This window comes from Peribacillus sp. NPDC097197, from assembly GCF_050278025.1.
GTDB lineage: Bacteria > Bacillota > Bacilli > Bacillales > DSM-1321 > Peribacillus.
This window is the reverse complement of record NZ_JBNNST010000017.1, coordinates 40,580-66,847: the sequence shown is the minus strand read 5'-3', so window position 1 is coordinate 66,847 and position 26,268 is coordinate 40,580. Positions and strand designations below refer to the sequence as shown.

The following is a 26,268-nucleotide window of genomic DNA, read 5'->3' as shown; positions in this document are numbered from 1 at the left end:
TTCAGTAAATTATTATAGAAATAGAAAAACAGGTGGAGAAAAACAACTCGTTTTTCTCCACCTGTTTTATTTTAGGGACTTATTAGACAGCCCCATTTCATCATTTCCCTTATATTAGTAGGGATCATCACTACTTCGGTTTTTAAATCGACCGGCCTAAATGTTTCATCGATACATTCTTTCCAATACTCTACATGTTTTTTATCTATCCAGTGATCTGAATCGTTCACTTCGAGACCATTATCACCTTGGACAGAGTACCAATATAGATATTCCTCACCATTTAGAATCTCTCTAAATATCGTTTCTACATACATCTTTTCACCTTCAAGCGTTATCAGCACATCATTCATATTTTCATTAAGAAACGTTAACCATTCATCTACTTGTTCTGATTTTCCTTCCTTCACTCTAAATCTTGTAAGTTCTACATTCATGCATATCCTCCATAAAATTTGATAACTTATCTACGTTACATATTTTATATAGTTTTGAAATAAATAACAATGTTCAGTTCTACAGTGTATGATTATATATAAGGAACGATAGTATCTATCCATATAGTGTGATTTGAAGTTTTAACCGATTCCTTCCATTTTAATAATATAATAATACGTTGTTTCGTTTTAAATGTATCTTTATAGAACCTATAAGCACTCTTATTCAAATATTAATCTAATTAAGATATGATTATAGTAAAATTACTGTATACCTGTATAAATTAAGAAAAGAAACTACTTTAATGATAAGGAGAGCTAAAATGCGTCGTTCACCTATAGATTATTTACGCATAGCAGGAATCTTGGATGGCACTTCATTACTGACGTTATTACTTATTGCTATGCCACTAAAATATTTTGCTGATTTACCGCTTGCAGTGACGATTAATGGTAGTATACACGGGGGTATTTTCCTCTTGTATATTGGAAGCATTCTATATGCAGCTATTCGCATCCAGTGGTCGATTAGTTGGTCACTTGCCGCTGTATTTGTCGCTTTTATTCCATTTGGGAATTTTATCTTTGACGTTTATTTAAAAAAAGTGAAAGATCGCTACCCTGTTAAGCCTTTCCGAATGTCATGGATTATCTATAGCATTATATTCTTTTCATTTATAGACTTATTTGCTCAGCTTCCGGTCATGAGTACATTTGCGAAGTCAGTAGGGGCGAGTGCATTTATTGCAGGCATTGTGGTCGGTTTATATTCTTTTACGAACTCATTTGGCAATATCGCATCGGGAATATTAACGGATAAAATTGGTCCACTCTCGATGATGTTATTTGGACTGGCCGCTACGAGTGCATCATTATTTTCTTATCATTTCGTTGATGACCCTCTGACTTTGCTTATTGTTCGATCTCTACACGGCTTTTTTGGTGGCCTAATTGTACCCGCTGCATTTACGCTCCTAGCGAATACAACTGCGCATGATAAACAGGGGAGTAAGAGTGCGGTAACTGGATCATTCGTGGGGATTGCTGCCATTATAGGACCAGCTTTCAGTGGAATAATGGCGAGTAAAACATCCGTTCCGAATGTCTTCACCGTAATAGGCGCACTCGGTGTCTTATTACTTGTTTGCTCTTTTTTATTACGTCAAGTACACGTCAAGAAGCAAGAGAGAGAAGCGTCGCATGTCTCATTCAAGTGGAACCGGGATGTACAAAAAGCATTTATGGGTGCGTTCTTTTTGATGTTTTCCCAAGGGGCATTGGCTTATTTGCTGCCTTTGCATGTAGAAGCACTTGGCTATAGTTCCCGGATGTCCGGTACACTAATGAGCATGTTTGGAATTGTAGCGGTTTTCCTATTTATTTTACCGACAAATCGAGTGTTTAACCGGGTAGATCCTGTGTATACAATGCTTATTGGTGTGGCTGTTTTAGCCATTAGCCAAATGCTGATTGGGCAAATGACGACGACGTTGACATTATATCTTGTAATGATTCTATACGGGATTGGATTCTCAAGTTTATTCCCGTCTATTAATACACTCTTGATACAATCCACGACGCCTGAAACACGTGGACAGGCTTATGGATATTTTTATGCATTTTTCTCTATCGGTGTGGTTGTCGGTTCATCGGTTCTTGGTTTTTTACGGATTGGTATCGCTGGAGGGTTTATGCTCACGGGTGTAGTGCTCACAGGATTTTTTATAGTTGTCCTTTTCGATATTCGAAAAAGGGTAAAGAGCAAGAAAATTTCTGATTTTAGTATGAAATGATTAATGAAAAAGGAATGCAGGATTGTTTTACGTACTTTAGCTTATGCCTTTTTTCTATTGATGCTTCTAGACTTGTTCATTTTTTCGTGTAAATCTGATAAACTTGTAGCACTTATAGATTGAAAGGTGTAGGTATTATGATTAAGGAATTTAGGGAGTTTATTGCTAAAGGCAACGTACTTGATCTGGCTATTGCAGTAGTGATGGGGGCGGCATTTGGAAAAATCGTTTCGTCACTAGTTGAAAATATTATCATGCCGATTGTTGGGATTTTACTAGGGGGAATCAATCTTTCTTCACTGTCCATAACGGTGGGAAGTGCGGTCATTCAATATGGATCGTTTATTCAAGCCGTGATTGATTTCTTGATTATTGCGTTTGCTATTTTCATATTTATGAAGTTGGCAAATTCCATTTTTAGAAAAAAAGAGCAAGAAGAGGTCGTGGTGGAAGCACCAGCAACTGAACAATATTTAAAGGATATCCGTGACCTTTTGCAAAAAAATGTACGCGAGGATGACAGGAGATGAATCTCTTCATTTTCTGAGCACGGTAAGGTTATATAGAAAATAAATAGAATGATAAAGAACATGTCTGGAACAGTTTGGTTCCAGACATGTTCTTTTTTTATGTATATAGAAGTTTTATTAAGACCATTTCAGTTGTTTCATATCTAGCTGGAAAGCTTGCTTCCCATTATCTGATGGCGCTCTATGTGTTGCTCTTGCCCTTGACTTCCTGTTTACTTTTTAGAGATGTTACACTGGGATTTTTTCAATAGTTTATTTTGGGTGATTTTTTAATTAGTACTATGGAATTATTCAGGTGTATAGATGGGATCAAAGTCAGAAGGGTGAAGAAGTAACGGATAGCTCATACCAAGAATCATTTATGAGAACGGGGTCATTAAGGATTTAAACGTTCAGGAAAAACTACCTATTAAAATGGGTGATGTTTTCCATATCTCAACATTTCATAATGTTAGGTAATCTAACAAGTATATTGTGTAATTGAAAAACAAATGATACAATTTAGAAAATTCCGAAATGTGAAACTGGCATTCCGAATTTCGGAATTGTATTAATTGGCTTACAAACTATCAATCTATGAGAAGCGTAATGGAATTATCGTTGAAATGGAGGAATAATCATGCATACAGTTGATTTGAATTGTGATTTAGGAGAAAGCTTTGGGGCCTATCGAATGGGAAATGATGAAGAAATTTTAAATTACGTTACTTCAGTGAATGTTGCGTGCGGTTTTCACGCTGGTGACCCATCAGTCATGAGAAAAACAGTTCAGTTAGCTTTGGAAAAGGATGTAAAGATCGGTGCCCATCCTGGTTTACAAGATTTAATGGGATTTGGGCGACGGAATATTAATATTTCCCCCCAGGAAGCTTATGATATTGTGGTGTATCAAATAGGTGCATTGAATGGTTTCTTACAATCCGAAGGAGGCCGGATGCAACATGTCAAACCACACGGGGCACTCTATAATATGGCGGCTCAAAACAAAAATCTGTCACTTGCCATTGCAGAAGCCGTATATAAAATTAATCCCGAACTTATATTATTCGGTTTGTCGGGAAGTGAATTGATTCGCGCTGGTCAATCTATTGGTTTACAGACTGCTAGTGAAGTGTTTGCCGATCGTACGTATCAAGATGATGGCTCATTGACATCTCGAAGGGAAAAGAATGCATTAATTGAAAACGACGATGAAGCTGTAGCTCAAGTGATTAAAATGGTTAAGGAAGGAAAGGTCATGTCCCAGCAAGGAACGGAAGTAGCAATAAAGGCAGATACGATTTGTATACATGGAGATGGAACTCACGCCTTAAGTTTTGCGAGTCATGTTAAAAAATCGTTGAAGTTGTCTGAAATTACTGTTAGTTCGTTCGCTTAATAACAAACATCTAGGAGGTAGATTCTATTGGAGCCAATCAAAAATACATCTGTACATAAAATTTCAAATAAGCCAAAGACCAATAAGACTTTATTGTTGGGTGCAGCATTTCTTATGGCAACGTCAGCTATTGGACCAGGATTTTTAATGCAAACAACGGTTTATACTCAAAGTCTGGCAGCAAGTTTTGGATTCGTCATTCTTATTTCTGTTATTCTCGATATTTTTGCTCAAACAAATGTGTGGCGGATTATTGCTGTTTCTGAAAAAAGAGGACAAGAGATTGCTAACATGGTTCTTCCTGGGCTAGGTTACGTTCTAGCGGCTCTCATCGTTATGGGAGGACTTGCATTTAATATAGGGAATATCGCTGGAGCTGGACTTGGTTTAAATGCGATGACAGGGATGTCTCCAACAACTGGAGCTGCCATTAGCGCAGTCATTGCTGTTTTAATTTTTGTGGTGAAAGAAGCAGGAAAAGCCATGGATCGGTTTACCCAGATAGCTGGCTTTGTAATGATTTGCTTGATGGTTTACGTAGCATGGACAACCTCTCCTCCAGTAGGGGAAGCGGTAGTGAAGACATTTGCTCCCGATAAGATAGATATTATTGCAATCGTTACGTTAGTTGGGGGATCTGTGGGTGGTTATATTACATTTGCAGGTGGACATCGTCTATTAGATGCGGGAGTCAAAGGTGTCGGTGCCCTTCCAGAAGTTACGAAAAGTTCCGTAGTAGGCATTTTAATTACCACCGTTATGAGAATTGCTTTATTTCTAGCTGTCTTGGGCGTTGTTTCAAAAGGTTTACAAATTGATTCTGAAAACCCCGCAGCATCCGTATTTCAACTTGCCGCTGGAAATGCTGGCTATAAAATTTTTGGTGTTGTTATGTGGGGAGCTGCCATAACATCAGTAGTAGGTGCTGCCTATACTTCCGTTTCATTTATCAGAACATTCAGCCAAAGGATAGAAAAAAAAGCGAATTGGATTATTATTGGCTTTATCCTTCTTTCCACCATTTGCTTTTTATTAATAGGTAAACCGGTTAAAGTACTCCTTGTGGTAGGGGCAATTAACGGCCTCATTTTACCGATAGCTCTTGGAACACTATTAATCGCCGCTTATAGGAAGAATATTGTAGGTGACTATAAACATCCATTGTGGCTAACGATTTCCGGTGTGTTCGTTGTCGTTGTTATGGCATTAATGGGTGGGTATACATTAATTACCCAACTACCATCACTATTTTAATAGCATTCAATAAAAGAGCAAAATCCAATTACATAGGAGATGTCTAATATGATTGATTTTTCCAAAGCGAGCCCTGCAGAGTTACGCTCCATGATCCGTAATAATGAATGGACCAAACCGACTGCTGGGATGGCAAATGGTTATGCCCAAGCAAACCTAGCTATCTTAAAAAAGGAGCATGCATTCGATTTTTTGTTATTTTGTCAACGTAACCCTAAGTCTTGTCCATTACTGGATGTAACTGAAATAGGTTCTCCTGTTCCTAAGTTCGCTGCTCAAGCAGGAGATATCCGGACAGATATCCCTAAATATCGCATTTATAAATACGGTGAATGGGTAGAAGAAGTGACGGATATTTCGGATTATTGGGAAGATGATATGGTGGGATTCCTAATCGGTTGCAGCTTCACTTTCGAACATGCTTTGTTGAACAATGATATTTCGATTCGTCATATTGAGGAAGACTGCAATGTTCCTATGTATAAAACGAACATTCCTTGTATAGAAGCAGGGATTTTCCATGGGGAAATGGTAGTAAGCATGCGTCCGATTCCTCAAAAGGATGTCGTTCGAGCTGCTCAGGTTACCTCACGTTTTCCTGCCGTACATGGTGGACCAATCCATATTGGAAACCCAGAGGCGATTGGCATCTCCTCTATTGATCAACCGGATTTTGGCGATGCGGTAACCATTCATGATGGGGAAGTTCCGGTTTTCTGGGCATGTGGCGTGACGCCTCAATCCATCGCGATGGAAACAAAACCAGCCATTATGATTACGCATGCACCAGGACATATGTTCATAACAGATATCCGGGATGAAAAGTTGGGTGTTTTATAATAAAAGGAAAGAGATGAGTTCTATGCCGGAAAAGCTTTCAAGTAATACAAATGTTGTACTATCTCCATTAGGCGATTCCGCAATCGTGATTACATTTGGAAATGAAATGAAGGGTAACGTTCATAAAAAAATAAAAATATTCAAGGACATGCTTGAAGAAGAACCATTTATAGGTTTCATAGAATGTGTACCGGCTTTTACAAACTTGACGGTCTATTATGATGCGTTGATGATTTATAACGAACAAAAGCAAAAAATTAAAGAGGCAAGCATTTCCCCATATGAATTCGTCCAGACAATCATCGAAGCAAAATTACAGCAGGTGAAGAAGGATAAAGCCCTGGACCAACGAACGATTAGTCTGCCTGTTTGTTATGGGGGGGAATTCGGACCGGATCTGGAGCATGTTGCTCGCTTCAATCATTTAACCACAGATGAAGTCATTCATATCCATTCCAGTGGAGAATACTTAGCCTATATGATTGGTTTTGCACCTGGTTTTCCATTTTTGGGTGGGCTTTCTGAAAAAATCGCAACGCCTAGAAGGCGGTCACCTAGGATGAACATACCAAAAGGTGCAGTTGGAATTGCAGGAATGCAAACGGGTGTATATCCCATCTCAACACCTGGAGGATGGCAATTAATTGGCCAAACACCATCTACATTATTTCTACCTAATGAATCACCGCCGAGCTTAATACAAGCAGGAGATAAGGTGAAATTCATTCCCATTTCTTCTGTGGAGTATAAAGAAATTGCTCGTAAGGAGGAGTTGAAATGAGTATGCGTGTCATGAAACCAGGATTGTTAACAAGCATCCAGGACCTTGGAAGAAAAGGGTTTCAGCAGCACGGAGTGATCGTAAGCGGAGCTATGGATCCTTACTCTCTTCGCATTGCCAATATGTTGGTTGGCAATGAAGAAGGAGAGGCCGCCCTGGAAATCACCTTATTGGGACCGACTCTTATAATAGAAAAAGATTGTTTAATTGCAATAACGGGTGGCAATTTATCACCGACCATTAATGGAGAAGCCGTGCCGATGTGGAGACCTATTTTTGTGAAAAAAGGAGGGGTTCTTGCATTCTCGGGATGTCGATCAGGCTGTCGCGCATATTTGTCTGTTGCGGGTGGATACTCCATTCCCTCCATCATGAATAGTAAAAGTACATATTTAAGGGCAGGAATGGGCGGATATAAGGGAAGGGCCTTACAAGTGGATGATGTGCTAGATTTTAATGAAGCTTCTCCTCATCATGCGAAGTACGGGGTAAACGTATTCTCAACAGTCAAATGGTTTGTTAACGCAAAGGATTTTATGCCCGAAAATAAGCCGGTTATCCGAGTTACAAATGGAAGCCAATACGGATTTTTTACGGAGTCCAGTAAAGTTCAATTCGAACAAGAGTCATTTAAAGTATCCAACCAGTCTGACAGGATGGGGTATCGAATTTCAGGGCCTTCGCTTGAATTAAAAGAAAAGCGGGAGCTGTTGTCAGAGGCGGTAACAAATGGTTCGATTCAAGTTCCACCGGATGGCAATCCTATCATCTTATTAGCGGATAGCCAAACAACCGGGGGATACCCTAAAATTGCTCAAGTCATTACGGCTGATATCCCATTTATCGGACAAGTCAAACCAGGGGATTCCATCCAATTTGCTAAGGTTACTTTAAGAGATGCGGAACAGTCATATCTTAAAAAGGAACAACTTCTAAAAGAATTGAAGACTTCGATTGCATTAGCCCTGAAGGGGTTTAAATGAAGCATTAAAATAGGTAGGATTCAATTTCCATAAACGCCTTACTTAAGACATTCTTTCGGGAATGGGGCTCTACTTATTTTTTTCCATAACTTATAATGAAATATAGGAGAGGTGAACAAAGCTCTTCCAATAAATAAATGGATACTTAAAATAAGAATGGGGACATTGTATGCAAGCTCATAATAAAACGGTAGTCAAATCCATGCAAATTCTTACCCTTTTCCTGAATCATCCCAAACTGTCATTTAATGAAATGATGGAGTATTCCAACCTACCGAAAACTTCATTGCATCGTATGGTTGTGTCATTAGAAGAAATGGCATTTTTAACAAAAGATGATGATGGCTATTATTCATTAGGCCTTATTTTCTTACAGCTTGGTCAACTAGTAAGTGAACGTTTAGATATTAGGAAAATCGCCTACCCCATTATGAAAGAACTTCGGGATGACGTTGAAGAGGCTGTGAATCTCATTATCAGGGATGCAGACGAAGCGATGTATATAGAAAAAGTTGATACGAAGCAGCCTGTACGCCTTTATACCTCCATTGGTAGGCGCTCACCACTTTATGCAGGGGATTCTAGAATCATCCTTGCCTATTTACCTGAAGAAGAGCGGGAAGCGTATATAGAAAAGGTAGAATTAAAGTCAATGGCGATAGGAACGATCAATGATAAAACAATCCTTCGTCAGGCTTTGGATGAGGCGAAGAAAAACGGGTATACGATCACTTCTTCTGAACTTGAAAATTATACAAAATCCGTTAGTGCACCCATACTTAATGGGGATAATCAAATTGTCGCCGGTATTAGTGTAGCGGGTATCGAAGCACGATTTAAAGAAGATCGTTTACCAGAATTAATTGAAAAAGTAACGAATGCAGCTAAACAGATTTCTTGGAAATTGGGATTTAAAACTTCATAGTTTCATGTAGCCAAGACCTTCAGTAGGGGGAATAGAGAATGAAATCACTCTCTCGACCAGTAACAGCGATAAGCATCGCTTTCGTTGTAATCATATGGGGACTATGTTGGCCGGTCTATAAAGTGGCACTCGATTATTCACCACCACTGCTTTATGCAGGAATGCGTACATTATTAGGCGGACTGTTATTAGCCTTAAATCTTCTTCCCCAATGGAAGAAGATTCAGTGGAAGAAAAATTGGTACATCTATGTAATCGTTGCATTTTTCAATACAATCATATTCAATGGTGTCCAAACGATTGGCCTTCAATATTTACCTTCGGGGTTGTTTTCGGTCATCGTTTATCTTCAGCCCGTTTTAGTCGTGTTAATAGCTTGGAAATGGTTGAAAGAATCATTATCCGCCATTAAAATCATGGGGTTAATGATTGGTTTTACTGGGGTGGTGCTTGTATGTCTGGATGGAATTTCCGGTAAAATCTCTTATGTTGGTATTATACTAGCACTTATTACTGCAACTGGATGGGCATTCGGTGTGGTCTATGTAAAGAAGACCAGTACACAAGTGCATGGACTTTGGCTGGTGGCGATGCAAAGCATCATTGGTGGTTTGTTTCTGACAGGAAGTGGTTTGGCAGTAGAAAATGCATCGAATATTGAGTGGAATTCAACGTACATATCCTGTTTGATTTTCGGATCAATCTTTAGTATGGCATTAGCTACCGCAGTGTATTTCAAGTTAATGAGTTCTGGCGAAGCAAGCAAAGTCGGATCTTTTACATTTCTTGTTCCTTTAATCGCCGTAGGGATAGGAACCATATTCTTAGGTGAACCATTTACTATATCCCTCCTTGAAGGCATGGTCCTCATCCTACTTAGCATCTATTTAATTAATCGAAAAGGTGCATCGAAAGTTGCAAAAGTGAAAGGCAAAAATGTGGTTTAACAACATTTCTGCCTTTTACTTTTGCGTTAGGGGACTAGTTAATGTAGGTATAAAGGCGTTATGGTCAAACCTGCTTTATCCACCTCGTTTACCCTATTTCATCTAAAAACCAAATTATAAATGATTTTACCTATTGTAAAAATATACCTTTTATTTTATGGTTAGTTTAGATAAAAGAAAAAGATTCATAGGGAAAAATCATGAATGTTCAAATGTGGGCATGATTCGGAAACGTGCTATTCTAGTCGCAACATAATGTAAACGCTTCCTTTTTTGAAAATTTTAAGTGTGAGAAATTATGAGCGTTATCCCAACCAATTAAAGACTATGGATGATTTCTATAGTAAAAGAGATTTTACCGAATAAAGTGATATCGAGGGCATTTGTCACAAATTGCTGCCATAGCATAGGGAGAAGGTTAAATTCTTTTTTTCTGACTTCATGGTTATCTTGACTGACTGGGCTATACAGTACATCTAGAATGAAAAAGCACCGAGAATCGCTTGGTCTCAATATCATTGCAGGGGGTGCAGGTATGAAGCTTTCAGAATTACTTGATAAGAACGTTCGAGAGTTCGGTGAGTATCCTTTTATATTCTCCGGAGGCAAACAGTATACAAATGTAGAAACCATGAACTATGCTAATCAACTCGCCAATGGATTGCGAAATCATGGAGTTGATAACGGAGAACGGGTAATCGTCATTATGCCGAATTCCCCGGAAGTGTTATTTGCCTATCAGGGAATCACAAGGGCGGGAGCGGTGATTGTACCTGTCATGTATACTTTACATCCAAAGGAAATCGCCTTTATTGCCGATAATTGCGGAGCCAAGTTGATTATTACCTCTTCTTTACTTCTTGATAATATTGGACAGGCGATTGAGTTAATGGATAAGCGGCCATCGATACTTGTAGTTGATGCACCTACTACCGAACAAGCCCAGAATTTCTATGATTATCTGTCCCCATCACCTGATTATGATGCGAAGTTGATTGAAGTGATGCCTGAGGATACGGCTGTCATCCTTTACACGTCAGGGACAACCGGGAATCCAAAAGGAGTCAAGTTAACTCATAGAAATCTATGTTCCAATGCAGAAAACTCAGTAAAACACTCTAATGTAGAACGTGGAACGACACTTGGAATTCTTCCGCTTGCACATGTGTTTGGGCTTACCATTTCTCATACATGCTACATAGTGGGAAGCTCCATTGTAGTATTCCCGCGCTTCGAACCGAAAGAAGTATTGGCAGCGATTGAAGCCCATAAAGTAAGAGCGTTTTCTGTAGTCCCTGCAATGATTCATGCTTTGGTAGCTTTCCCCACAGCCGGTAACTATGACACAAGCAGTTTGGAATCAGTAAGTTCTGGATCTGCACCATTACCTATAGCATTACTGAATACATTTGAACAAAAATTTGGCGCTAAGGTATATGAAGGATACGGATTATCAGAAGCGGCTCCCATCGTAACGGCACATACTAAAGATCGCCCGATTAAACCAGGATCCGTGGGGATTCCGATACCAGGGGTAACAATAAAGATTGTGAATGAAAAGAACGAAGATGTTCCAAGAGGAGAAATCGGTGAATTACTTGTCCGTGGAGATAATGTGACACCTGGCTATTTCCGGAATGATGAAGAAACCGATCGTACTGTAAAGGAAGGCTGGTTATATACCGGAGATCTAGGACGCTTGGATGATGAAGGATATCTATACATTGTCGATAGAAAAAAAGATCTTATCATTCGGGGAGGATTTAATATTTATTCTAGAGATTTGGAAGAAATCCTTAGTAAGCATTCAGGCATTTCAGAAGTTGCGGTTGTTGGTGTACCAGACGAGAGAATGGGTGAGGAATTAGTTGCCTGTGTTGTGAAAGACCCGTCCTCGTGCGTATTGGAAGAAGAATTGATTCTTTATTGTCAGGACAACCTTGCCAAACATAAAACGCCAAAGAGAATCATATTTTTAGATAGTTTGCCACGAAATGGAGTAGGAAAGATTTTAAAGACCCATTTAAGAAAAATGGTAAATGTGACGGATTTAACAGATTCTAAAAAAGGATGATTTCCAATCTTGAGAGGGGTTTTCAATGATGAGAAAAACCATTACCGCAACTTCAAGAGGCTTAATGATAGATTCATTTCCATATCGCTTATATCAAAAAGCAAAAAAGGTGGGAACATGGAATCCCGCTACCATTGATTATACAAAGGATGCTGAGGACTGGGGGATTTTATCGATAGGACAAAAAAATAGCATCCTTCGACTACTTTCGCAATTTCAGGCCGGAGAAGAAGCCGTTACCCTCGATTTATTACCGCTCATCATGGCAATAGCAAAAGATGGACGGATTGAAGAGGAGATGTACCTGACCACTTTCCTATTTGAAGAAGCGAAACATACAGAATTCTTCAGGACGGTTTTGGATGCTATAGGTGAAAAAGGTGAACTGAACCCTTTGTTAACTGACACGTACAAGCAAGTTTTCCATGTTATATTACCAACTGCCATGGAGCGTCTGATTACAGATCAGTCACCAGAGGCCATTGCCGATGCAGCCACTGTATATAACATGTTTGTCGAAGGGGTTCTTGCTGAAACTGGTTATTTTTCATTCTATAAGTCTTTGGAAACATCGAAATTAATGCCTGGTTTACTTGAGGGAGTCGGTAACTTGAAAAGAGACGAATCTCGCCATATAGGGTATGGAACATTTCTGTTGCAACGATTGATTTGCGAACATCCACATATATATGATGATGTCGTCATGAAACGAATGGAGGAGCTTACTCCTTTGGCATTCAAGATTATAGATGAAGGCTTTCAAGAACCTGACCTGGAAGCGTTCAATAATGAGCCCGACGAATTCGTGAATTTTGCTATGAAACAGCTAAAAGTCAGAATGGAAATTTTGTCACGAGCTAGAGGGAAGAAAATCGAAGACATTTACAAAACGACCGAAAGTGATGTTGGTGTTTATTGATAAGTAAAACAAATATTAGGGTCGATATGGGTTCATAAGAAAAGCTCAACCATTTCAAGGAATGGCTGGGCTTTTTTGTACGGCCTGGCTTGGGTGCAATCTAAATATAGGTAAGTCCCAATCTATGGTGGCAGTAGTAATAGTTAGCCTAATGTAAGTGTTTCTAAGATAGGATAGAGAAATGAAGCAGATATGAAAAAGAAGGAACAAACGGACTAAGGAGGATGAATGACTTAAACGTCTTATTGTTCCATACATCTCGGTAGAATATCATTAAAAAAAGCCCTGTAAAATAAGAGTGTCTTATTTTACAGGGCTTTTCCTATGGTTAAGTTATAATAGTTTATTCAATCAACGAATACATTTTTCTTATGCCATTTAAAGTATGGTTTATTATCAGGATGAAGGGGGATTTTTATGCCCTTTCTTAGCTGGTACGTCTCATATTCTTCTTCAGGAATCTGATTAGAAATATGTAGTCTGCCTTGACCGTCAAAGGAGATAAGGCCTTTTTCATACAAGGCATCATGATTGAAGCATAATAATAATCCATTATACGGGTTAAGGCGCTCATCATCGGTACTGTCCTTCCATGGTTTAGAGTGACTACTCTTTAGTAGGGCATCCATTTCTATTCCACATAGCGGGCATTTATGATTCCAAAGAGGCATAACCGATTTTCTGAATTTTTTTTGGCCACAGCGAATGTTCATTTTGGCTTCCGATTCTGTTTCAGCAAGAAGTGCTTGTAGAGGATTCCGCTCTTTAGCAATGACTTCATCGACAGAGAGTTCTAATTGATCTTCGTCCGAATTGAAGATGTTAAGCATACTCATATATTCTAAAAGTTTTAGTGTAAGTTCTTCATTACAAGGATATAGATATCCTGAATTGCCGGTTGCATCCTCCTGGAATGCTGAATATTTAATAGGAAGATATGGAGCAATACCGTCAAAGTATTCACGTATATTCAGGGGGACCTCCAATTCACGATACTCGGTTTCAACTAGATAACCATTATCTGTCCATCTAGTATAATTTCGAATTTTTTGAGGTTTATTATCTTCTTGACATCCTTTTTTTACAATACTTATCGCGACAATCGATCCCTTTACATAATGGAAAATCCGATCTCCACTTTTAACTTCTTGCATCAGTTTAGATGAGTGAGGTACTAAACCGGATTTATCGATTTGAGGAGACCAGATGATCCCTAAATGTTTTTCTTCTTGATAGGTAGTACCTTGCATGACAATAAAACTATTCAACGTCTTTCCTCCTACTTGCTACGATATGCGATTTAAATGAAAGAGCTGGTTTGCTTACTCTTTGGACATATTCTATGTAACTTATCATACCTTAATTATTTTAGAAATGTAACGATAACGTGTCAAATGACGAAGTATGTATGCGGGGTGAAAGAACTCATCCTGGGAAACCCATTCTAATGTAATGTATAGAGCGGGGATATACTAATCTGAAGTAAAAAAAGAGTAAGCATCAAACAGTTACAGTGTTTGATGCTTACTCCAGTTGGTTTTCTGTAATGCGCTTAATGGCATTCAAATCATTAGTTAAGAATTCGAACGGCTTTTACGAAAAGAGGTTTCCAGTATGAACCGTTGATGTTTGCATACGATACACCTTTGGAAGTTGAAGCATTAATCATTTGATTATTCCCCGCATAAATTCCTACGTGATTAATCACTCCATCATGATTAGTATCATAAAACACCAAATCACCCTTTTTCAATGAATATGAAGAAACAGGTACTCCCATTTGAGCTTGGCCAGTTGATGTGCGAGGCAAGGAGATCCCTGCTGCTTGGAATGCTTTCATGGTAAATGATGAGCAATCAAAGGCATCAGTGCGCGATGTGCTTGCAGCATATTGATACTTGGCCCCTAAGTATTTTTTAGCGGCGTTTAAAACGCGGTCCACTTCAGAAGAGGCAGAAGACACAGTCTTTGTAGCAGCTGTAGTTGCCTTTCCAGAAAGTTTAATAGTCTGTCCAATACGTAAAGTATTAGCATTTTTGATGCTAGGATTTAATGAAAGTATAGCTTTGACGGTCGTTTTATTTTTACTTGCAATTTTGGAGAGACTGTCCCCAGACTTAACTTTATATGTACTGCCCGATTTGTTTGCTGTACTGGTTGCACTAGATGTAGTGGCTTTTCCAGAAAGTTTTATGGACTGTCCAATACGTAAAGTATTAGCATTTTTGATGCTAGGATTTAATGAAAGTATAGCTTTGACGGTCGTTTTATTTTTGCTTGCAATTTTGGAGAGACTGTCTCCTGACTTAACCTTATATGTACTGGTTGAACTGCTTTTTGCAGCAGTAGCACTAGTTGAAGTAGCTTTTCCAGAAACAATGATGGATTGTCCAATACGAATTCGGTCCGAATTGGAAATGGTAGGGTTCAACTTCAATAATGCATTTAGCGAAAGATTATATTTTTTAGCAATTCCACTTAACGTATCCCCAAGTTTAACCACATGTTTCTTTGTTGAAGTTGTACTTTTCACCGTGGATTCATTTATCTTTAACACTTGTCCAGGGAAAATAAGGTTATTAGAAAGTTTATTTTGCGATTTTAATTTTTGAACGGTTGTATGATTTGCTTTAGCAATTTTATATAGACTATCACCTGATTTTACATGGTATGTACTAGCATAAGCTGAATTGCTGGCAAATAGGGTACCTATGATAGAACCCGCGATAATGAAAGATTTTTTTGAACTATTCATAAAAAGGAAGATTCCTCCTGATATTCTATAATATTATTGCACTATTTTTATAGCGCAATAATATTATAAGGCAATTAACCCAATAAAATATTAAAAATAGAAAAAAATTCTGATTTAAACATTAAATTATCATTGCTTATATTACAGGGATGTTACGAAGTGTCGGAATGTTGATGTGAGCAAGTGAAGGGTGAACCCTATTACCTATAAGGTTTCAATAATTTAGAAAATATATATATTGCAAGTCAATGATTTATTTTTGTTAAAGGTACCCTTAAAAGGATTGATTGCTACATTGCAATTTTGAAAAGGTAAAATGTAACACAATATACAAGATGGCCTTATATATTTTAAACGATATACTTCGCCATAAATTGTCTGAAAAGAGTATAGTAGTAGAATGATTCCGACTATTTTAAAGCATATTGTAATAGTTAATACTTTCATTTAGAATAATACCCATTACTACGAATTATCATCATATAAATATCCTTGTATAATATCAGTGATAAGGTCTGATAGTTTCTACCTGGCTGCCATAAAAAGCCGGACTACAGGGAAGCATGAATAAAAGAGATGAAACAGTTATAGGTAGCATTTTGTAAGTCACTTTGTGATTCTTGCAGAAGGTCCCACTATTACTTTGTTTTTTTGAAGAGGCTCTTATTTTTCATGCTTTCTGTCCAGTGGCCGAAAGCATGAAAAATAAGGGCTTTTTTATGTATGCATTCAACAGTAAAAGATAAAGGAAGAGGGTGCCGTATGTATTTCTTATTGAATATTCTAGGGGTATTGGTTGTCATGGGTATCGTATACTTGTGCTCACCTAATAGAAAAAACGTGAAGTGGAAAATCATTCTTACGTTGCTTGGCATTGAATTGATTATTACATGGTTCATGTTGTCGACCACCATCGGAACATGGGTCATTAAACAGATTGCTACTTTCTTCACCTGGTTGATTGCATGTGCTAATGAAGGAATCTCTTTCGTTTTTCCTTCTGTTATGGCAAACGAACAAGTGGATTTCTTTTTCAGTGCGTTGATGCCGATCATCTTCATTATTACGTTTTTTGATATTCTATCGTATTTCGGCATCCTGACCTGGATAATAGATAAAGTCGGTTGGCTCATTTCGAAAGTGTCCGGTTTACCGAAACTGGAGAGCTTCTTTTCTATTCAGATGATGTTTCTTGGAAATACGGAGGCTCTCGCTGTTATCAGGATGCAATTAAGTTCTTTAAAGGATAAGCGTTTGCTGACCTTTGGAATTATGAGTATGAGCAGTATAAGTGGTTCGATTATAGGTGCGTATTTATCCATGGTTCCGGCTGAATTTGTATTCGTCGCTATTCCATTGAATTGTTTAAATGCCTTGCTTATAGCCAATATGTTAAATCCTGTTACTGTCAGTAAAGAGGAAGATGTCGTATATATTCCTACAAAAGAGGAACGTAAAGACTTCTTTTCAACCATTTCAAACAGTATGCTAGTTGGAGTCAAGATGGTGATCGTCATTATGGCCATGGTAATCGGCTATGTCGCATTAACGGCTAGTCTTAACGGTATTTTAGGGCTTGCGGTAGATGGATTAACAATCCAAAAAATCTTCTCTGTCATCTTTAGTCCATTCGCTTTCTTGTTTGGATTAAATTGGGAAGATACGATGTATGTTGCTCAATTAATGGGAATCAAACTGGCAACGAATGAATTTGTAGCCTTGCTCGATTTGAAAACACAGATTAGCGGTTTGGCCCCGCATACAGTAGCTGTGGCCGTTACGTACCTGACCTCATTTGCAAACTTTAGTACAGTCGGCATGATTTACGGAACGTTCAATTCGATTCTAGACGAGGAGAAATCGAATATCATTGGAAGAAATGTTTGGAAGCTATTGCTTAGTGGAATGGCAGTCTCCATGCTTAGTGCCATGATTGTTGGATTGTTTGTTTGGTAACGCTGTGTATTATAGTTTTACTAGAAAACCTTAAATATTGTGGCTTTAATACGTGAATGAAAAACAAATTAGCCAAGTGATTTTTAGGTATAAATGATGTTAATCCCTTAATCGGTAAGATTAAGGGATTGCTTTTTTTACATGAGTATAAAAAGAAACCAATAGTCACGTTTCCGATAAGGTGAAGGCGTGAAATACATTAGAGATGTCATAATAAAAGCATGAAGAGCAGAAATTTTGTCCATGTTTCTGCTCTTCCAATTGAGTCAATGTCAACTAAATCACCCCACTCATTTTAGATTTTCTAGGTATTTCTCCAAATCCTTATCAACTATGAAAACTTCGATTCGTTCACCCGTTTTGGTACTAATGTCACTGTGTGAAGAAAGGACTTTACAACCTGTTAGATCCTCGACAATTTTTTCATAATCCTGACTGTACATTTCACGTAGAAGAGAGCGCATTTTTTTTACAAGCTTCTTTCCAGAATCCTGACTGACGAGGTGTTTTTCTTCGACAGTCAAGACTCCTTTAAAACGAGTGATCAGCATGTCATTAATGATGTAGGTTTTAACTTCTTGTGGCCCTCTGCCAATTAAATCACGCTGGAATTTAATGAATGCTGCACTAATTTCGGCTTCAATTTTCTTTTTTTGGTTTAACATAATGCCTCCGATTTTTTTCATCGATCGTATATGGGATTCATCATAATGCCGGATTCAAGTTTTTGTCAATACAAGTTTGTATATATATTAAAATATTAGAAATATATAGGATTAATGAGTAAATAATACTTTTATATAGAAAAACGGAAGTATATGGTCGAATATGAATCTATTTGCGAATATATGGAATTTTAATGGGGTTTACAAAGGTTTGCTGATGAGCGTAGAATATGCTCATCAATAACAATTTGATATCGGCCAAATCTCAAGTAATTGAGAACGGAGGACCCATTATTTATGGGGTTAATTCTGCTTTTGCAGAAGGGATGTGAACTCTTTCGCCATCCTACCCGTCAGCTAACTTCGTCGGCTAAAGCGAAGGAGGTCATAAGACCACCTTGATCCAGGAGGCTTTTTTGTTGTGTTTGTAGCAAAATAGCAACCTGTCATTTCAGTAGGTCTTTTTATTATGCCTATAATTACATGAAAAGGTTTCTTGGAAGACAGATCGCAAAGAGCGCTGAAAAGCTTGCTGGGCGATAAGTAGACCAATGAGTACTTTTTCTCCACTAATACTGTTTGCTTTTGCAAATATTCTTGTTTGGATTGTGAATCATTTTTTTCACTATTGAAACTAGGATAGCCATGCAATGCGGACTATTGGAGAAGGGGTAAGCATTGGTCTATTTTTTGTGTTCTTTTGGCACCAATTTCTCCACTAATCGTGAAGGAGGTAAATTGTAAAGATTTTTAAAAAAGTGAAAGGAAGGTTCGGATGGATGCTATAACTATCTTTCTAATGGGTACACCCTTTTTACTTTTCTATGGATTCATTCATTTTTGTAACAAAGTTATAACGAAAAAAGGAGAGGAGTAGAACATGTTATTCATTCTTATTGTCCCAGCGGTTACCGTGTATTTAATTCACGCTTTATTATACCCAGAGAAATATTAATAGAACGATAACGGAGGAAATGTAAATGGATTTTTTACAAATCATTGTGGTGTTGTTTTTGGTAGTGATCCTAGCCATACCATTGGCCCAATATTTAGCGGCAGTATATTCCCTTGAAACCACAAGGCAAGATCGTATGTTCGGGTGGTTAGAACGAGGCATTTTTAAAATATCTGGTATTAAGACATTTGATATGAATTGGAAGCAATATGCACAGGCATTACTCCTAAGTAACTTAGTCATGTTTGTCATCTCATACATGATTGTACGGCTTCAGGGAGTTTTACCGGGTAATCCAAGTGGGATAGCCAACATGGATCCGTCATTGGCATTCAATACGGCAGCAAGTTTTCTTACTAATACCAATTTACAGCACTATAGCGGAGAATCCGGACTTTCGTATTTATCACAAATGATTGTCATCATCTTCTTGATGTTCACGACACCAGCAACCGGTCTTTCCTTATGCATCGCTTTTTTCAGGGGTTTGACCGGTCAGAGGAGTTTAGGGAACTTTTATGTAGATTTAATTCGTTCGATCACTCGGGTGCTACTGCCTCTCTCCATTTTTGTCAGTTTGGTTCTGGTATCCCAGGGGGTACCACAGACCCTTGGTTCTACGGTAATGGCTACTACGTTAGAGGGAGCCACCCAACATATTGCAAGAGGACCTGTGGCTGCATTGGAGTCAATAAAGCACCTTGGCACAAACGGCGGTGGATTCTTCGGTGTCAACTCGGCGCATCCATTTGAGAACCCTAATGGATTTACGAATGTATTAGAGATTTTATCGATGTTTCTCATTCCTGCTGCCCTTCCATTAACATTCGGATATATGGCGAAAAATAACAAACAAGGATGGATCTTATTTTCAGCAATGGGACTCATGATGCTTGTTTTCCTAAGTGTGAATTACGCTAGTGAACAAAATGGCAATCCCCGATTGGAGGCAATAGGCCTTTCACAAGAGAGTGGAAACTTAGAGGGGAAAGAAGTCCGATTTGGGATGGCTCAGAGTGCCCTATTTACAACGGTGACTACAGCTGCCACTACAGGTTCAGTTAATAATATGCATGATACGCTGACACCGCTCGGTAGTATAGCGCCACTGGCCATGATGATGCTGAACTGTGTATTTGGCGGTGATGGGGTAGGCACGATGAACATTCTTATGTATTCCATATTGGCTGTATTCATTGCTGGACTGATGGTCGGGCGTACACCAGAGTTTTTAGGTAAGAAAATTGAAGGGCCGGAAATGAAATTAATAGCCATGACGATCCTTCTACATCCGTTAATCATTTTGGTACCATCTGCTATTGCACTAACGGCACAGATGGGGACATCGGCCATTTCAAATCCAGGTTTCCATGGGCTCTCTCAAATTGTATATGAGTTTACTTCAGCTGCAGCCAATAACGGTTCTGGTTTCGAGGGCTTAGGGGATAATACACCTTTTTGGAACATTTCCACAGGTTTGGTCATGTTGTTTGGCCGTTATTTTTCCATGATAGCCATGATTGCTGTTGCTGGATCATTACTTGCTAAAAAACGTGTCCCAGAGACGATGGGTACATTTAAAACAGATAATCCTACATTCCTTGTCATTCTTTTATGTACGGTTTTAATTATTGGAGCTTTGACTTTCTTTCCAGTGATTACCCTAGGACCTGTCGCAGAATGGTTAACGATTAGATAAACGATGAAAAGGAGTAGTACAGATGAATACGATGCGTAATGGAAAAGTAAATAATGAAATGCTTTTTGAAGCAATAAAAGATGCTTTCAAAAAAATGAATCCCAGAGCCATGGCACGAAATCCAGTCATGTTTGTAGTGGAAATAGGATTTGTCTTGACCCTTTTTCTAACTATATTTCCCGATTTATTTGGTGGAATATCAGATAGGGGATATACCAGTGCAGTGACTTTCATTTTGCTCCTAACCATCCTGTTTGCCAACTTTGCTGAAGCATTAGCGGAAGGTCGTGGTAAAGCACAAGCGGATAGTCTGAAAAAGACAAAGCTTGATTCAAAAGCAAAGTTAATCCAAAAAGATGGATCTGTAAAGATAGTCGATGCCACGGAACTGCAAAAAGGTGACATGGTTTTAGTGGAGGCCAATGATTTAATTCCTAGTGATGGAGAGGTCATTGAAGGGGTGGCTGCTGTTGACGAATCGGCCATAACTGGTGAATCCGCGAATGTCATAAAAGAACCGGGTGGAGACTTCAGTTCTGTTACTGGAGGAACAAAAGTAATGAGTGACTATATAAAAATAAAAGTTAGTAGTGATCCGGGGGAGTCATTCCTGGATCGAATGATTGATTTGGTAGAAGGAGCTAAACGGCAAAAAACACCGAATGAAATTGCACTTAGTACACTCCTTGTGAGTTTGACGCTTATCTTTTTGCTTGTTTGCGTGACACTCGTACCTATTGCTTCCTATATTAAAGTGACATTGCCAATCGCAACTTTGGTGGCATTATTGGTATGTTTGATCCCAACAACCATAGGTGGTCTTCTTTCAGCGATAGGCATAGCTGGAATGGACAGAGTGACACAATTCAATGTGATTGCCAAATCGGGCAAATCGGTAGAAGCTGCAGGAGACATCAATACTATCATTCTCGATAAAACAGGCACGATCACACATGGTAACCGGATGGCTCATGCCTTGCTGCCAGTACAGGGTGTGAATCAGAAGGAACTTACTACATTCGCAGCCTATTCATCCTTACATGATGAGACACCGGAAGGCCGCTCTGTTGTCGAATTTGCCAAAAGATCAGGATTACTTGAAAAAGAATTGGAAAAAAGTGACTCGGAAGGCATTGACTTTACGGCAGAAACGAGGATGAGCGGGACAGATTTTTCCGATGGAAGAATCGTCAGAAAAGGTGCCGTCGATTCAATAAAGAACTATATAAAGCAAGAAGGCGGAAACATTCCCAGCGATTTGCAAGACATTAGTGATGAAGTAGCAAGCCAAGGGGGAACGCCCTTAGTAGTCGCAGAAGGAAATCGGATCCTAGGTGTCATTTATTTGAAAGATACCGTTAAAGCAGGTATGAAAGAGCGATTTGATGAATTGAGGAAAATGGGCATCAAAACCGTCATGTGTACCGGAGATAATCCTTTAACGGCCGCGACGATCGCGAAAGAAGCCGGGGTAGACGATTACATTGCCGAGGCAAAGCCGGAAGATAAAATTGCCGTAATTAAGCGTGAACAAGCGGAAGGCAAACTTGTCGCGATGACCGGGGATGGCACGAACGATGCCCCTGCATTGGCACAGGCAGATGTGGGGCTAGCAATGAATACAGGAACAAATGCGGCCAAAGAAGCAGCAAACATGGTGGATCTGGATTCAGATCCTACAAAAATCATTGAAGTAGTGGCGATTGGAAAACAGTTACTCATGACACGTGGAGCATTAACAACGTTCAGCATTGCCAATGATGTGGCTAAATACTTTGCGATCATACCAGCTATGTTCATGCTGGCTATCCCGCAAATGAATGCCTTAAATATAATGGGATTAGCCACACCGCAAAGTGCGATATTATCAGCATTGATATTCAATGCCATTATTATCCCGCTCCTGATCCCGTTAGCCATGAAGGGTGTAAAATATGTTCCAATGAGCGCTTCAAGATTATTGACTAAGAATTTGTTTCTTTATGGATTAGGTGGCGTGGTCGTTCCTTTCATTGGCATTAAATGTATAGACCTAATACTTGAACTGTTTAAAGTAGCTTAAAATCAAATATAAGGGTGAGAATAGATGTTGAAAAATATACGTGTAGTTTTTGTGCTATTCATGATATGTGGTATGGCTTATCCGTTACTCATAACAGGGCTTTCACAAGTGATGATGCCTGCACAAGCTGAAGGCAGCTTAATTAAAAATGAAAAAGGGAAAATCATCGGGTCAGAATTAATTGGTCAATCTTTTGAAGAGGCTGGCTATTTTCATGGCCGGGTTTCTTCTATAGAATACGACGCTGCAGGCTCAGGGTCGCCAAACTATTCACCATCTAATGAAGAAATGATCAAGCGAACCAAAAGTGAAATGTCTGAATTTCTAAAAGCGAATCCTTCTATTAAAAAAGAGGAAATACCTTCTGACTTGATGACAAACTCTGGGTCAGGTCTTGATCCAAATATTTCTCCAAGAGGAGCACTTGTTCAGGTTCCACGTATCGCAAAAGAGAGGGATATATCTGAACAAAGTTTATATAATCTAGTCGAAGAAAATACGGAAAATCGTTCATTTGGACTTTTCGGCGGACCTCATATTAATGTGTTGAAATTAAATATTGCTTTGGATGATCTAAAATGATCGAGTTTAGGAGATTTCTATTTTCTCCTATTAATCTAGAAAGGAATCTGGGGGTAGTTATATGAATGAACACTTTCGAAGGAAAACACCAGATGAAATTCTACAATCTATTTCCGACATCAAAAAAGGCAGACTGAAGATTATACTCGGATCTGTTAGTGGGTCCGGAAAAACCTATCATTTGCTTATGGAAGGAAATGAGTTGAAAGGGCGTGGTATTGACGTAGTTATCGGGATTATTAGTGATGGGTGCAACCAAATGACAATGGAGCAAGTAGGTTGCCTAGAGGCAGTGCCCACAATTGAATGGAAGAGTAATGGACTTATTAGGAAAGATTTACATGTAGATGAAATTCAAAAAAGAAATCCTGAAGTGGTTTTAGTTGACCAGTTAGCTCACAAAAACCGGCCGTCTGCTAAAAATCCGACTAGATTAGAAGATGTTATGGAATTAATAAAAGGTGATATCAGCGTTATCACAACAATAAATATTTATGAATTGAAAGGAGTAAAGAAAGTTGCTGAACACCTACTGAATCTCCCGCTTCATGTAAGTGAGATCCTACCCGAGAATACGTTGACGCTGGCTGACGAAGTACGCCTCTTGGATGTGACACCCGAAGCAATACTTAAACGTCTGCAAGAAGGAAAAATCATGGAAAACAACAAGAAAACAGAAGCCGATATGAAACTATATAATCGAGATAACTTAGCGGTTCTTAGGGAGCTGTCACTCCGTTTTTTGGCTGGAGAAGTAGAAGAAGATCTTACTGAACATAGAGAACAGGAAGGGTTAATGGGACCATCAGGTGCTTCTGAACGAATCTTGGTATGTGTACAATACCATTGGAATGGCTCCATTTTAATTCGAAGAGGCGATCAAATAGCCAAACGATTAGGCGGAGATTTAGTGGTGGTTAGCTTTATTCCAAGTCAGAAAGAGCTATCTAAAGAGGAGTCGTTATTTAAAAGTTCTATACAAAAACTTATCGTAAAGCTAAATGGGAAGTTTGAAGAAAGAGCCATAAACGGGGGTGATATTGCAAAAGAAATCGTTGGATATGCCATGAAGCACTATATAACCCGGATTATCCTGGGTCAATCCAAAAGGACGAGATGGGAAGAAATCATCCATGGTTCTATAGTCAATAAGATATTGGGCCAAACGAAAAACATTGATGTATGTGTTGTAGCGGATAGGACAAAAGGAGAAGGGGAAAGGGTATTGCCTGCCGTTCAGTCAAAAAAAAAGAAAAAGAATCCATACCGTAGACTCTCGCCTGAAGAAATAAAAGAAAAAATACAGGGAGTGAAAAGAGGAACATTAAAGGTGTATATTGGTTCTGCTCCTGGCGTAGGGAAAACATATACCATGCTGAGGGAGGCCAATCAATTAAAGAAAAGTGAAATTGATATTGTGATTGGATTATTGGAGACACATGGTCGTAAAGAAACGGCATCCCAAGTTGACACGTTAGAAACATTACCCCGGAAACAGGTTCCGTATAAGAACGTCGTGTTAGAGGAAATGGATCTTGACAGAATCATCATCCGTAATCCTGAAGTTGTGCTGGTAGATGAATTGGCTCATACAAATGTGCCAGGAAGTAAAAACCAAAAACGTTATCAAGACGTTATGAACATATTGGAGTCTGGGATATCCGTTATTTCTACTATGAATATTCAACATGTAGAAAGCTTGAATGATAGTGTAGAGCAAATTACAGGGGTTCGCGTACGTGAAACGGTTCCTGACAGGATTCTACAATTGGCCGATGAGCTTGAATTAATTGATGTCTCCCCAAAGGCGCTTAGGCAGCGAATGCAAGAAGGGAATATTTATACCATGGATAAAGTGGAGCAGTCCTTGAATAATTTTTTTAAGACTCGAAATCTTATAGCCTTGAGAGAACTTGCACTCCGTGAATTAGCAGATGATGTAGACGATAGGTTAGAATCATTCAAGCGAAAAGAAGGGGTAAGGGGCCCTTGGAGAAAAGCAGAAGTAATCTTTGTTTGCGTTAACCTTAAACCAGACTCTGAGCGTTTGATTAGACGGGGTTTCCGGATAGCCTATCGACTTAAAGCAAAGTGGTATGTAGTGTATGTGAAGGATCAACGAACATTACCTAATGACAAGCAAATTATATTGGATAAAATAAAGAACCTTACGAAACGATTAGGTGGCACTTTCGAAATGTATTCAACAACCAACAGGCGAATGGTGGTAAGTGAAGTCACTAAACAATTACAAGACAAAAAAGCTACACAAGTCATCATTGGACATTCAGCAAAAGAAAGGTGGCAAGAAATCATTCAAGGTTCGATTGTCGCACAACTTTTAAGAGAAGCAAGACACCTCGATGTTTTAATTGTGGCTGATTGAATGGACGTTCACGAGTGATGTATATTCATAGAATGGATTCCTGCATCAATGAGAACCTAATGAACATTAAACAGGCGGTGTGTTCCCAGACACTTTCTTTCTGATTGCTTGTGTTTGAATGAATATCGCTCCAATTAACTCTAGCTGATTCATGTCAAAATATTGAGTTATAGGGAATGTATATAGAGCTTCATTTGTATTTAAACGACTGAAAATTATCTGCTTAGGTAACTACGAGGCAGCTTTCTGTAATATATGAGTCTTCCGATGTCATAAACATGGCAGAATATTATTTTTAGAAGGATTCATACTTTGATTTAAAAATAAATATCACAAGAACGAAGTAT

The 26,268-nt window shown here is 38.7% G+C and carries 21 protein-coding genes and 2 riboswitches; of the genes, 17 read left to right on the top strand and 4 right to left on the bottom strand.

Going from position 1 to position 26,268, the window contains the following annotated elements; all coding sequences use genetic code 11:
* Positions 1 to 71: 71 nt before the first annotated feature.
* The gene (locus tag ACQKL6_RS17885; protein WP_427651648.1) at positions 72 to 437 is read right to left on the bottom strand and encodes a DUF6176 family protein; all 366 of its coding nucleotides are present in this window, start codon (positions 435 to 437) and stop codon (positions 72 to 74) included.
* A gap of 323 nt (positions 438 to 760) precedes the next feature.
* Here ACQKL6_RS17885 and ACQKL6_RS17880 point away from each other — a divergent pair, with 323 nt between their 5' ends.
* The 11 genes from ACQKL6_RS17880 (at position 761) to ACQKL6_RS17830 (ending at position 12,861) form a co-directional block, all read left to right on the top strand.
* Positions 761 to 2,230, top strand: a complete 1,470-nt coding sequence (locus ACQKL6_RS17880) for an MFS transporter (protein WP_427651647.1) — start codon at positions 761 to 763, stop codon at positions 2,228 to 2,230.
* Between the two features lie 137 nt (positions 2,231 to 2,367).
* Positions 2,368 to 2,760, top strand: coding sequence for a large conductance mechanosensitive channel protein MscL (mscL, locus tag ACQKL6_RS17875; RefSeq protein WP_402959683.1), 393 nt, complete (start codon positions 2,368 to 2,370; stop codon positions 2,758 to 2,760).
* Positions 2,761 to 3,379: 619 nt separating this feature from the next.
* Entirely contained in the window at positions 3,380 to 4,138 is a 759-nt protein-coding gene (gene pxpA, locus ACQKL6_RS17870; RefSeq protein WP_427651646.1) for a 5-oxoprolinase subunit PxpA, read from the top strand.
* A gap of 114 nt (positions 4,139 to 4,252) precedes the next feature.
* Positions 4,253 to 5,392 carry an NRAMP family divalent metal transporter gene (locus ACQKL6_RS17865; protein ID WP_427651651.1) on the top strand — a complete coding sequence of 380 codons (1,140 nt, stop codon included), beginning with the start codon at positions 4,253 to 4,255 and terminating at the stop codon, positions 5,390 to 5,392.
* Between the two features lie 48 nt (positions 5,393 to 5,440).
* A complete protein-coding gene (locus ACQKL6_RS17860) occupies positions 5,441 to 6,232 on the top strand; it encodes a putative hydro-lyase (RefSeq protein ID WP_427651645.1) in 792 nt (263 codons plus the stop codon).
* Positions 6,233 to 6,254: 22 nt separating this feature from the next.
* Positions 6,255 to 7,013, top strand: a complete 759-nt coding sequence (pxpB, locus tag ACQKL6_RS17855) for a 5-oxoprolinase subunit PxpB (RefSeq protein ID WP_402989659.1) — start codon at positions 6,255 to 6,257, stop codon at positions 7,011 to 7,013.
* Positions 7,010 to 7,996, top strand: a complete 987-nt coding sequence (locus ACQKL6_RS17850; RefSeq protein WP_427651644.1) for a biotin-dependent carboxyltransferase family protein — start codon at positions 7,010 to 7,012, stop codon at positions 7,994 to 7,996. The genes pxpB and ACQKL6_RS17850 overlap by 4 nt, the downstream gene beginning before the upstream one ends.
* Before the next feature lie 169 nt (positions 7,997 to 8,165).
* Positions 8,166 to 8,921 carry an IclR family transcriptional regulator gene (locus tag ACQKL6_RS17845; RefSeq protein WP_427651643.1) on the top strand — a complete coding sequence of 252 codons (756 nt, stop codon included), beginning with the start codon at positions 8,166 to 8,168 and terminating at the stop codon, positions 8,919 to 8,921.
* 38 nt (positions 8,922 to 8,959) lie between these two features.
* Complete coding sequence (locus ACQKL6_RS17840) at positions 8,960 to 9,868, top strand: DMT family transporter (protein ID WP_427651641.1); 909 nt, start codon at positions 8,960 to 8,962, stop codon at positions 9,866 to 9,868.
* Positions 9,869 to 10,403: 535 nt separating this feature from the next.
* Complete coding sequence (locus ACQKL6_RS17835) at positions 10,404 to 11,942, top strand: class I adenylate-forming enzyme family protein (protein WP_402872473.1); 1,539 nt, start codon at positions 10,404 to 10,406, stop codon at positions 11,940 to 11,942.
* Positions 11,943 to 11,970: 28 nt separating this feature from the next.
* On the top strand, positions 11,971 to 12,861 hold the full coding sequence (locus ACQKL6_RS17830) for a R2-like ligand-binding oxidase (protein WP_402872476.1): 891 nt from the start codon (positions 11,971 to 11,973) through the stop codon (positions 12,859 to 12,861).
* Positions 12,862 to 13,208: 347 nt separating this feature from the next.
* On the opposite strand, the gene ACQKL6_RS17825 is transcribed toward ACQKL6_RS17830, so the two are convergent.
* Together ACQKL6_RS17825 and ACQKL6_RS17820 are read right to left on the bottom strand one after the other, a co-directional pair.
* Complete coding sequence (locus ACQKL6_RS17825; RefSeq protein WP_427651640.1) at positions 13,209 to 14,129, bottom strand: HNH endonuclease; 921 nt, start codon at positions 14,127 to 14,129, stop codon at positions 13,209 to 13,211.
* Between the two features lie 302 nt (positions 14,130 to 14,431).
* Positions 14,432 to 15,616: a LysM peptidoglycan-binding domain-containing protein gene (locus ACQKL6_RS17820; protein ID WP_402872482.1), complete on the bottom strand. Its 1,185-nt coding sequence runs from the start codon at positions 15,614 to 15,616 to the stop codon at positions 14,432 to 14,434.
* 472 nt (positions 15,617 to 16,088) lie between these two features.
* Positions 16,089 to 16,190, top strand: a riboswitch (purine riboswitch).
* A 188-nt stretch (positions 16,191 to 16,378) separates the two neighbouring features.
* On the opposite strand from ACQKL6_RS17820, the gene ACQKL6_RS17815 reads away from it, so the two are divergent.
* Positions 16,379 to 17,572 (top strand): NupC/NupG family nucleoside CNT transporter, encoded by a 1,194-nt coding sequence (locus tag ACQKL6_RS17815; protein WP_427651639.1) that lies wholly within the window; start codon positions 16,379 to 16,381, stop codon positions 17,570 to 17,572.
* 290 nt (positions 17,573 to 17,862) lie between these two features.
* On the opposite strand, the gene ACQKL6_RS17810 is transcribed toward ACQKL6_RS17815, so the two are convergent.
* Positions 17,863 to 18,237: a DUF2294 domain-containing protein gene (locus ACQKL6_RS17810; RefSeq protein ID WP_402872487.1), complete on the bottom strand. Its 375-nt coding sequence runs from the start codon at positions 18,235 to 18,237 to the stop codon at positions 17,863 to 17,865.
* A 246-nt stretch (positions 18,238 to 18,483) separates the two neighbouring features.
* Positions 18,484 to 18,624, top strand: a riboswitch (cyclic di-AMP (ydaO/yuaA leader).
* 493 nt (positions 18,625 to 19,117) lie between these two features.
* Here ACQKL6_RS17810 and ACQKL6_RS17805 point away from each other — a divergent pair.
* From ACQKL6_RS17805 to ACQKL6_RS17785, 5 genes are all read left to right on the top strand, one after another.
* Positions 19,118 to 19,192 carry a potassium-transporting ATPase subunit F gene (locus ACQKL6_RS17805; RefSeq protein WP_402873169.1) on the top strand — a complete coding sequence of 25 codons (75 nt, stop codon included), beginning with the start codon at positions 19,118 to 19,120 and terminating at the stop codon, positions 19,190 to 19,192.
* A gap of 25 nt (positions 19,193 to 19,217) precedes the next feature.
* On the top strand, positions 19,218 to 20,891 hold the full coding sequence (kdpA, locus tag ACQKL6_RS17800; RefSeq protein ID WP_427651638.1) for a potassium-transporting ATPase subunit KdpA: 1,674 nt from the start codon (positions 19,218 to 19,220) through the stop codon (positions 20,889 to 20,891).
* A 22-nt stretch (positions 20,892 to 20,913) separates the two neighbouring features.
* Complete coding sequence (kdpB, locus tag ACQKL6_RS17795) at positions 20,914 to 22,953, top strand: potassium-transporting ATPase subunit KdpB (protein WP_427651637.1); 2,040 nt, start codon at positions 20,914 to 20,916, stop codon at positions 22,951 to 22,953.
* A gap of 24 nt (positions 22,954 to 22,977) precedes the next feature.
* Positions 22,978 to 23,535 carry a potassium-transporting ATPase subunit KdpC gene (gene kdpC / locus ACQKL6_RS17790; RefSeq protein WP_402872496.1) on the top strand — a complete coding sequence of 186 codons (558 nt, stop codon included), beginning with the start codon at positions 22,978 to 22,980 and terminating at the stop codon, positions 23,533 to 23,535.
* Positions 23,536 to 23,596: 61 nt separating this feature from the next.
* Complete coding sequence (locus ACQKL6_RS17785; protein ID WP_402872499.1) at positions 23,597 to 25,921, top strand: histidine kinase; 2,325 nt, start codon at positions 23,597 to 23,599, stop codon at positions 25,919 to 25,921.
* Positions 25,922 to 26,268 lie beyond the last annotated feature (347 nt).

What these genes read in the sequence shown, in the direction of transcription:
- ACQKL6_RS17885 (WP_427651648.1), bottom strand. Translation starts at nt 437, where the DNA reads ATGAATGTAGAACTTACAAGATTTAGAGTGAAGGAAGGAAAATCAGAA.
- ACQKL6_RS17880 (WP_427651647.1), top strand. Translation starts at nt 761, where the DNA reads ATGCGTCGTTCACCTATAGATTATTTACGCATAGCAGGAATCTTGGAT.
- mscL (WP_402959683.1), top strand. Translation starts at nt 2,368, where the DNA reads ATGATTAAGGAATTTAGGGAGTTTATTGCTAAAGGCAACGTACTTGAT.
- pxpA (WP_427651646.1), top strand. Translation starts at nt 3,380, where the DNA reads ATGCATACAGTTGATTTGAATTGTGATTTAGGAGAAAGCTTTGGGGCC.
- ACQKL6_RS17865 (WP_427651651.1), top strand. Translation starts at nt 4,253, where the DNA reads ATGGCAACGTCAGCTATTGGACCAGGATTTTTAATGCAAACAACGGTT.
- ACQKL6_RS17860 (WP_427651645.1), top strand. Translation starts at nt 5,441, where the DNA reads ATGATTGATTTTTCCAAAGCGAGCCCTGCAGAGTTACGCTCCATGATC.
- pxpB (WP_402989659.1), top strand. Translation starts at nt 6,255, where the DNA reads ATGCCGGAAAAGCTTTCAAGTAATACAAATGTTGTACTATCTCCATTA.
- ACQKL6_RS17850 (WP_427651644.1), top strand. Translation starts at nt 7,010, where the DNA reads ATGAGTATGCGTGTCATGAAACCAGGATTGTTAACAAGCATCCAGGAC.
- ACQKL6_RS17845 (WP_427651643.1), top strand. Translation starts at nt 8,166, where the DNA reads ATGCAAGCTCATAATAAAACGGTAGTCAAATCCATGCAAATTCTTACC.
- ACQKL6_RS17840 (WP_427651641.1), top strand. Translation starts at nt 8,960, where the DNA reads ATGAAATCACTCTCTCGACCAGTAACAGCGATAAGCATCGCTTTCGTT.
- ACQKL6_RS17835 (WP_402872473.1), top strand. Translation starts at nt 10,404, where the DNA reads ATGAAGCTTTCAGAATTACTTGATAAGAACGTTCGAGAGTTCGGTGAG.
- ACQKL6_RS17830 (WP_402872476.1), top strand. Translation starts at nt 11,971, where the DNA reads ATGAGAAAAACCATTACCGCAACTTCAAGAGGCTTAATGATAGATTCA.
- ACQKL6_RS17820 (WP_402872482.1), bottom strand. Translation starts at nt 15,616, where the DNA reads ATGAATAGTTCAAAAAAATCTTTCATTATCGCGGGTTCTATCATAGGT.
- ACQKL6_RS17815 (WP_427651639.1), top strand. Translation starts at nt 16,379, where the DNA reads ATGTATTTCTTATTGAATATTCTAGGGGTATTGGTTGTCATGGGTATC.
- ACQKL6_RS17810 (WP_402872487.1), bottom strand. Translation starts at nt 18,237, where the DNA reads ATGTTAAACCAAAAAAAGAAAATTGAAGCCGAAATTAGTGCAGCATTC.
- kdpA (WP_427651638.1), top strand. Translation starts at nt 19,218, where the DNA reads ATGGATTTTTTACAAATCATTGTGGTGTTGTTTTTGGTAGTGATCCTA.
- kdpB (WP_427651637.1), top strand. Translation starts at nt 20,914, where the DNA reads ATGAATACGATGCGTAATGGAAAAGTAAATAATGAAATGCTTTTTGAA.
- kdpC (WP_402872496.1), top strand. Translation starts at nt 22,978, where the DNA reads ATGTTGAAAAATATACGTGTAGTTTTTGTGCTATTCATGATATGTGGT.
- ACQKL6_RS17785 (WP_402872499.1), top strand. Translation starts at nt 23,597, where the DNA reads ATGAATGAACACTTTCGAAGGAAAACACCAGATGAAATTCTACAATCT.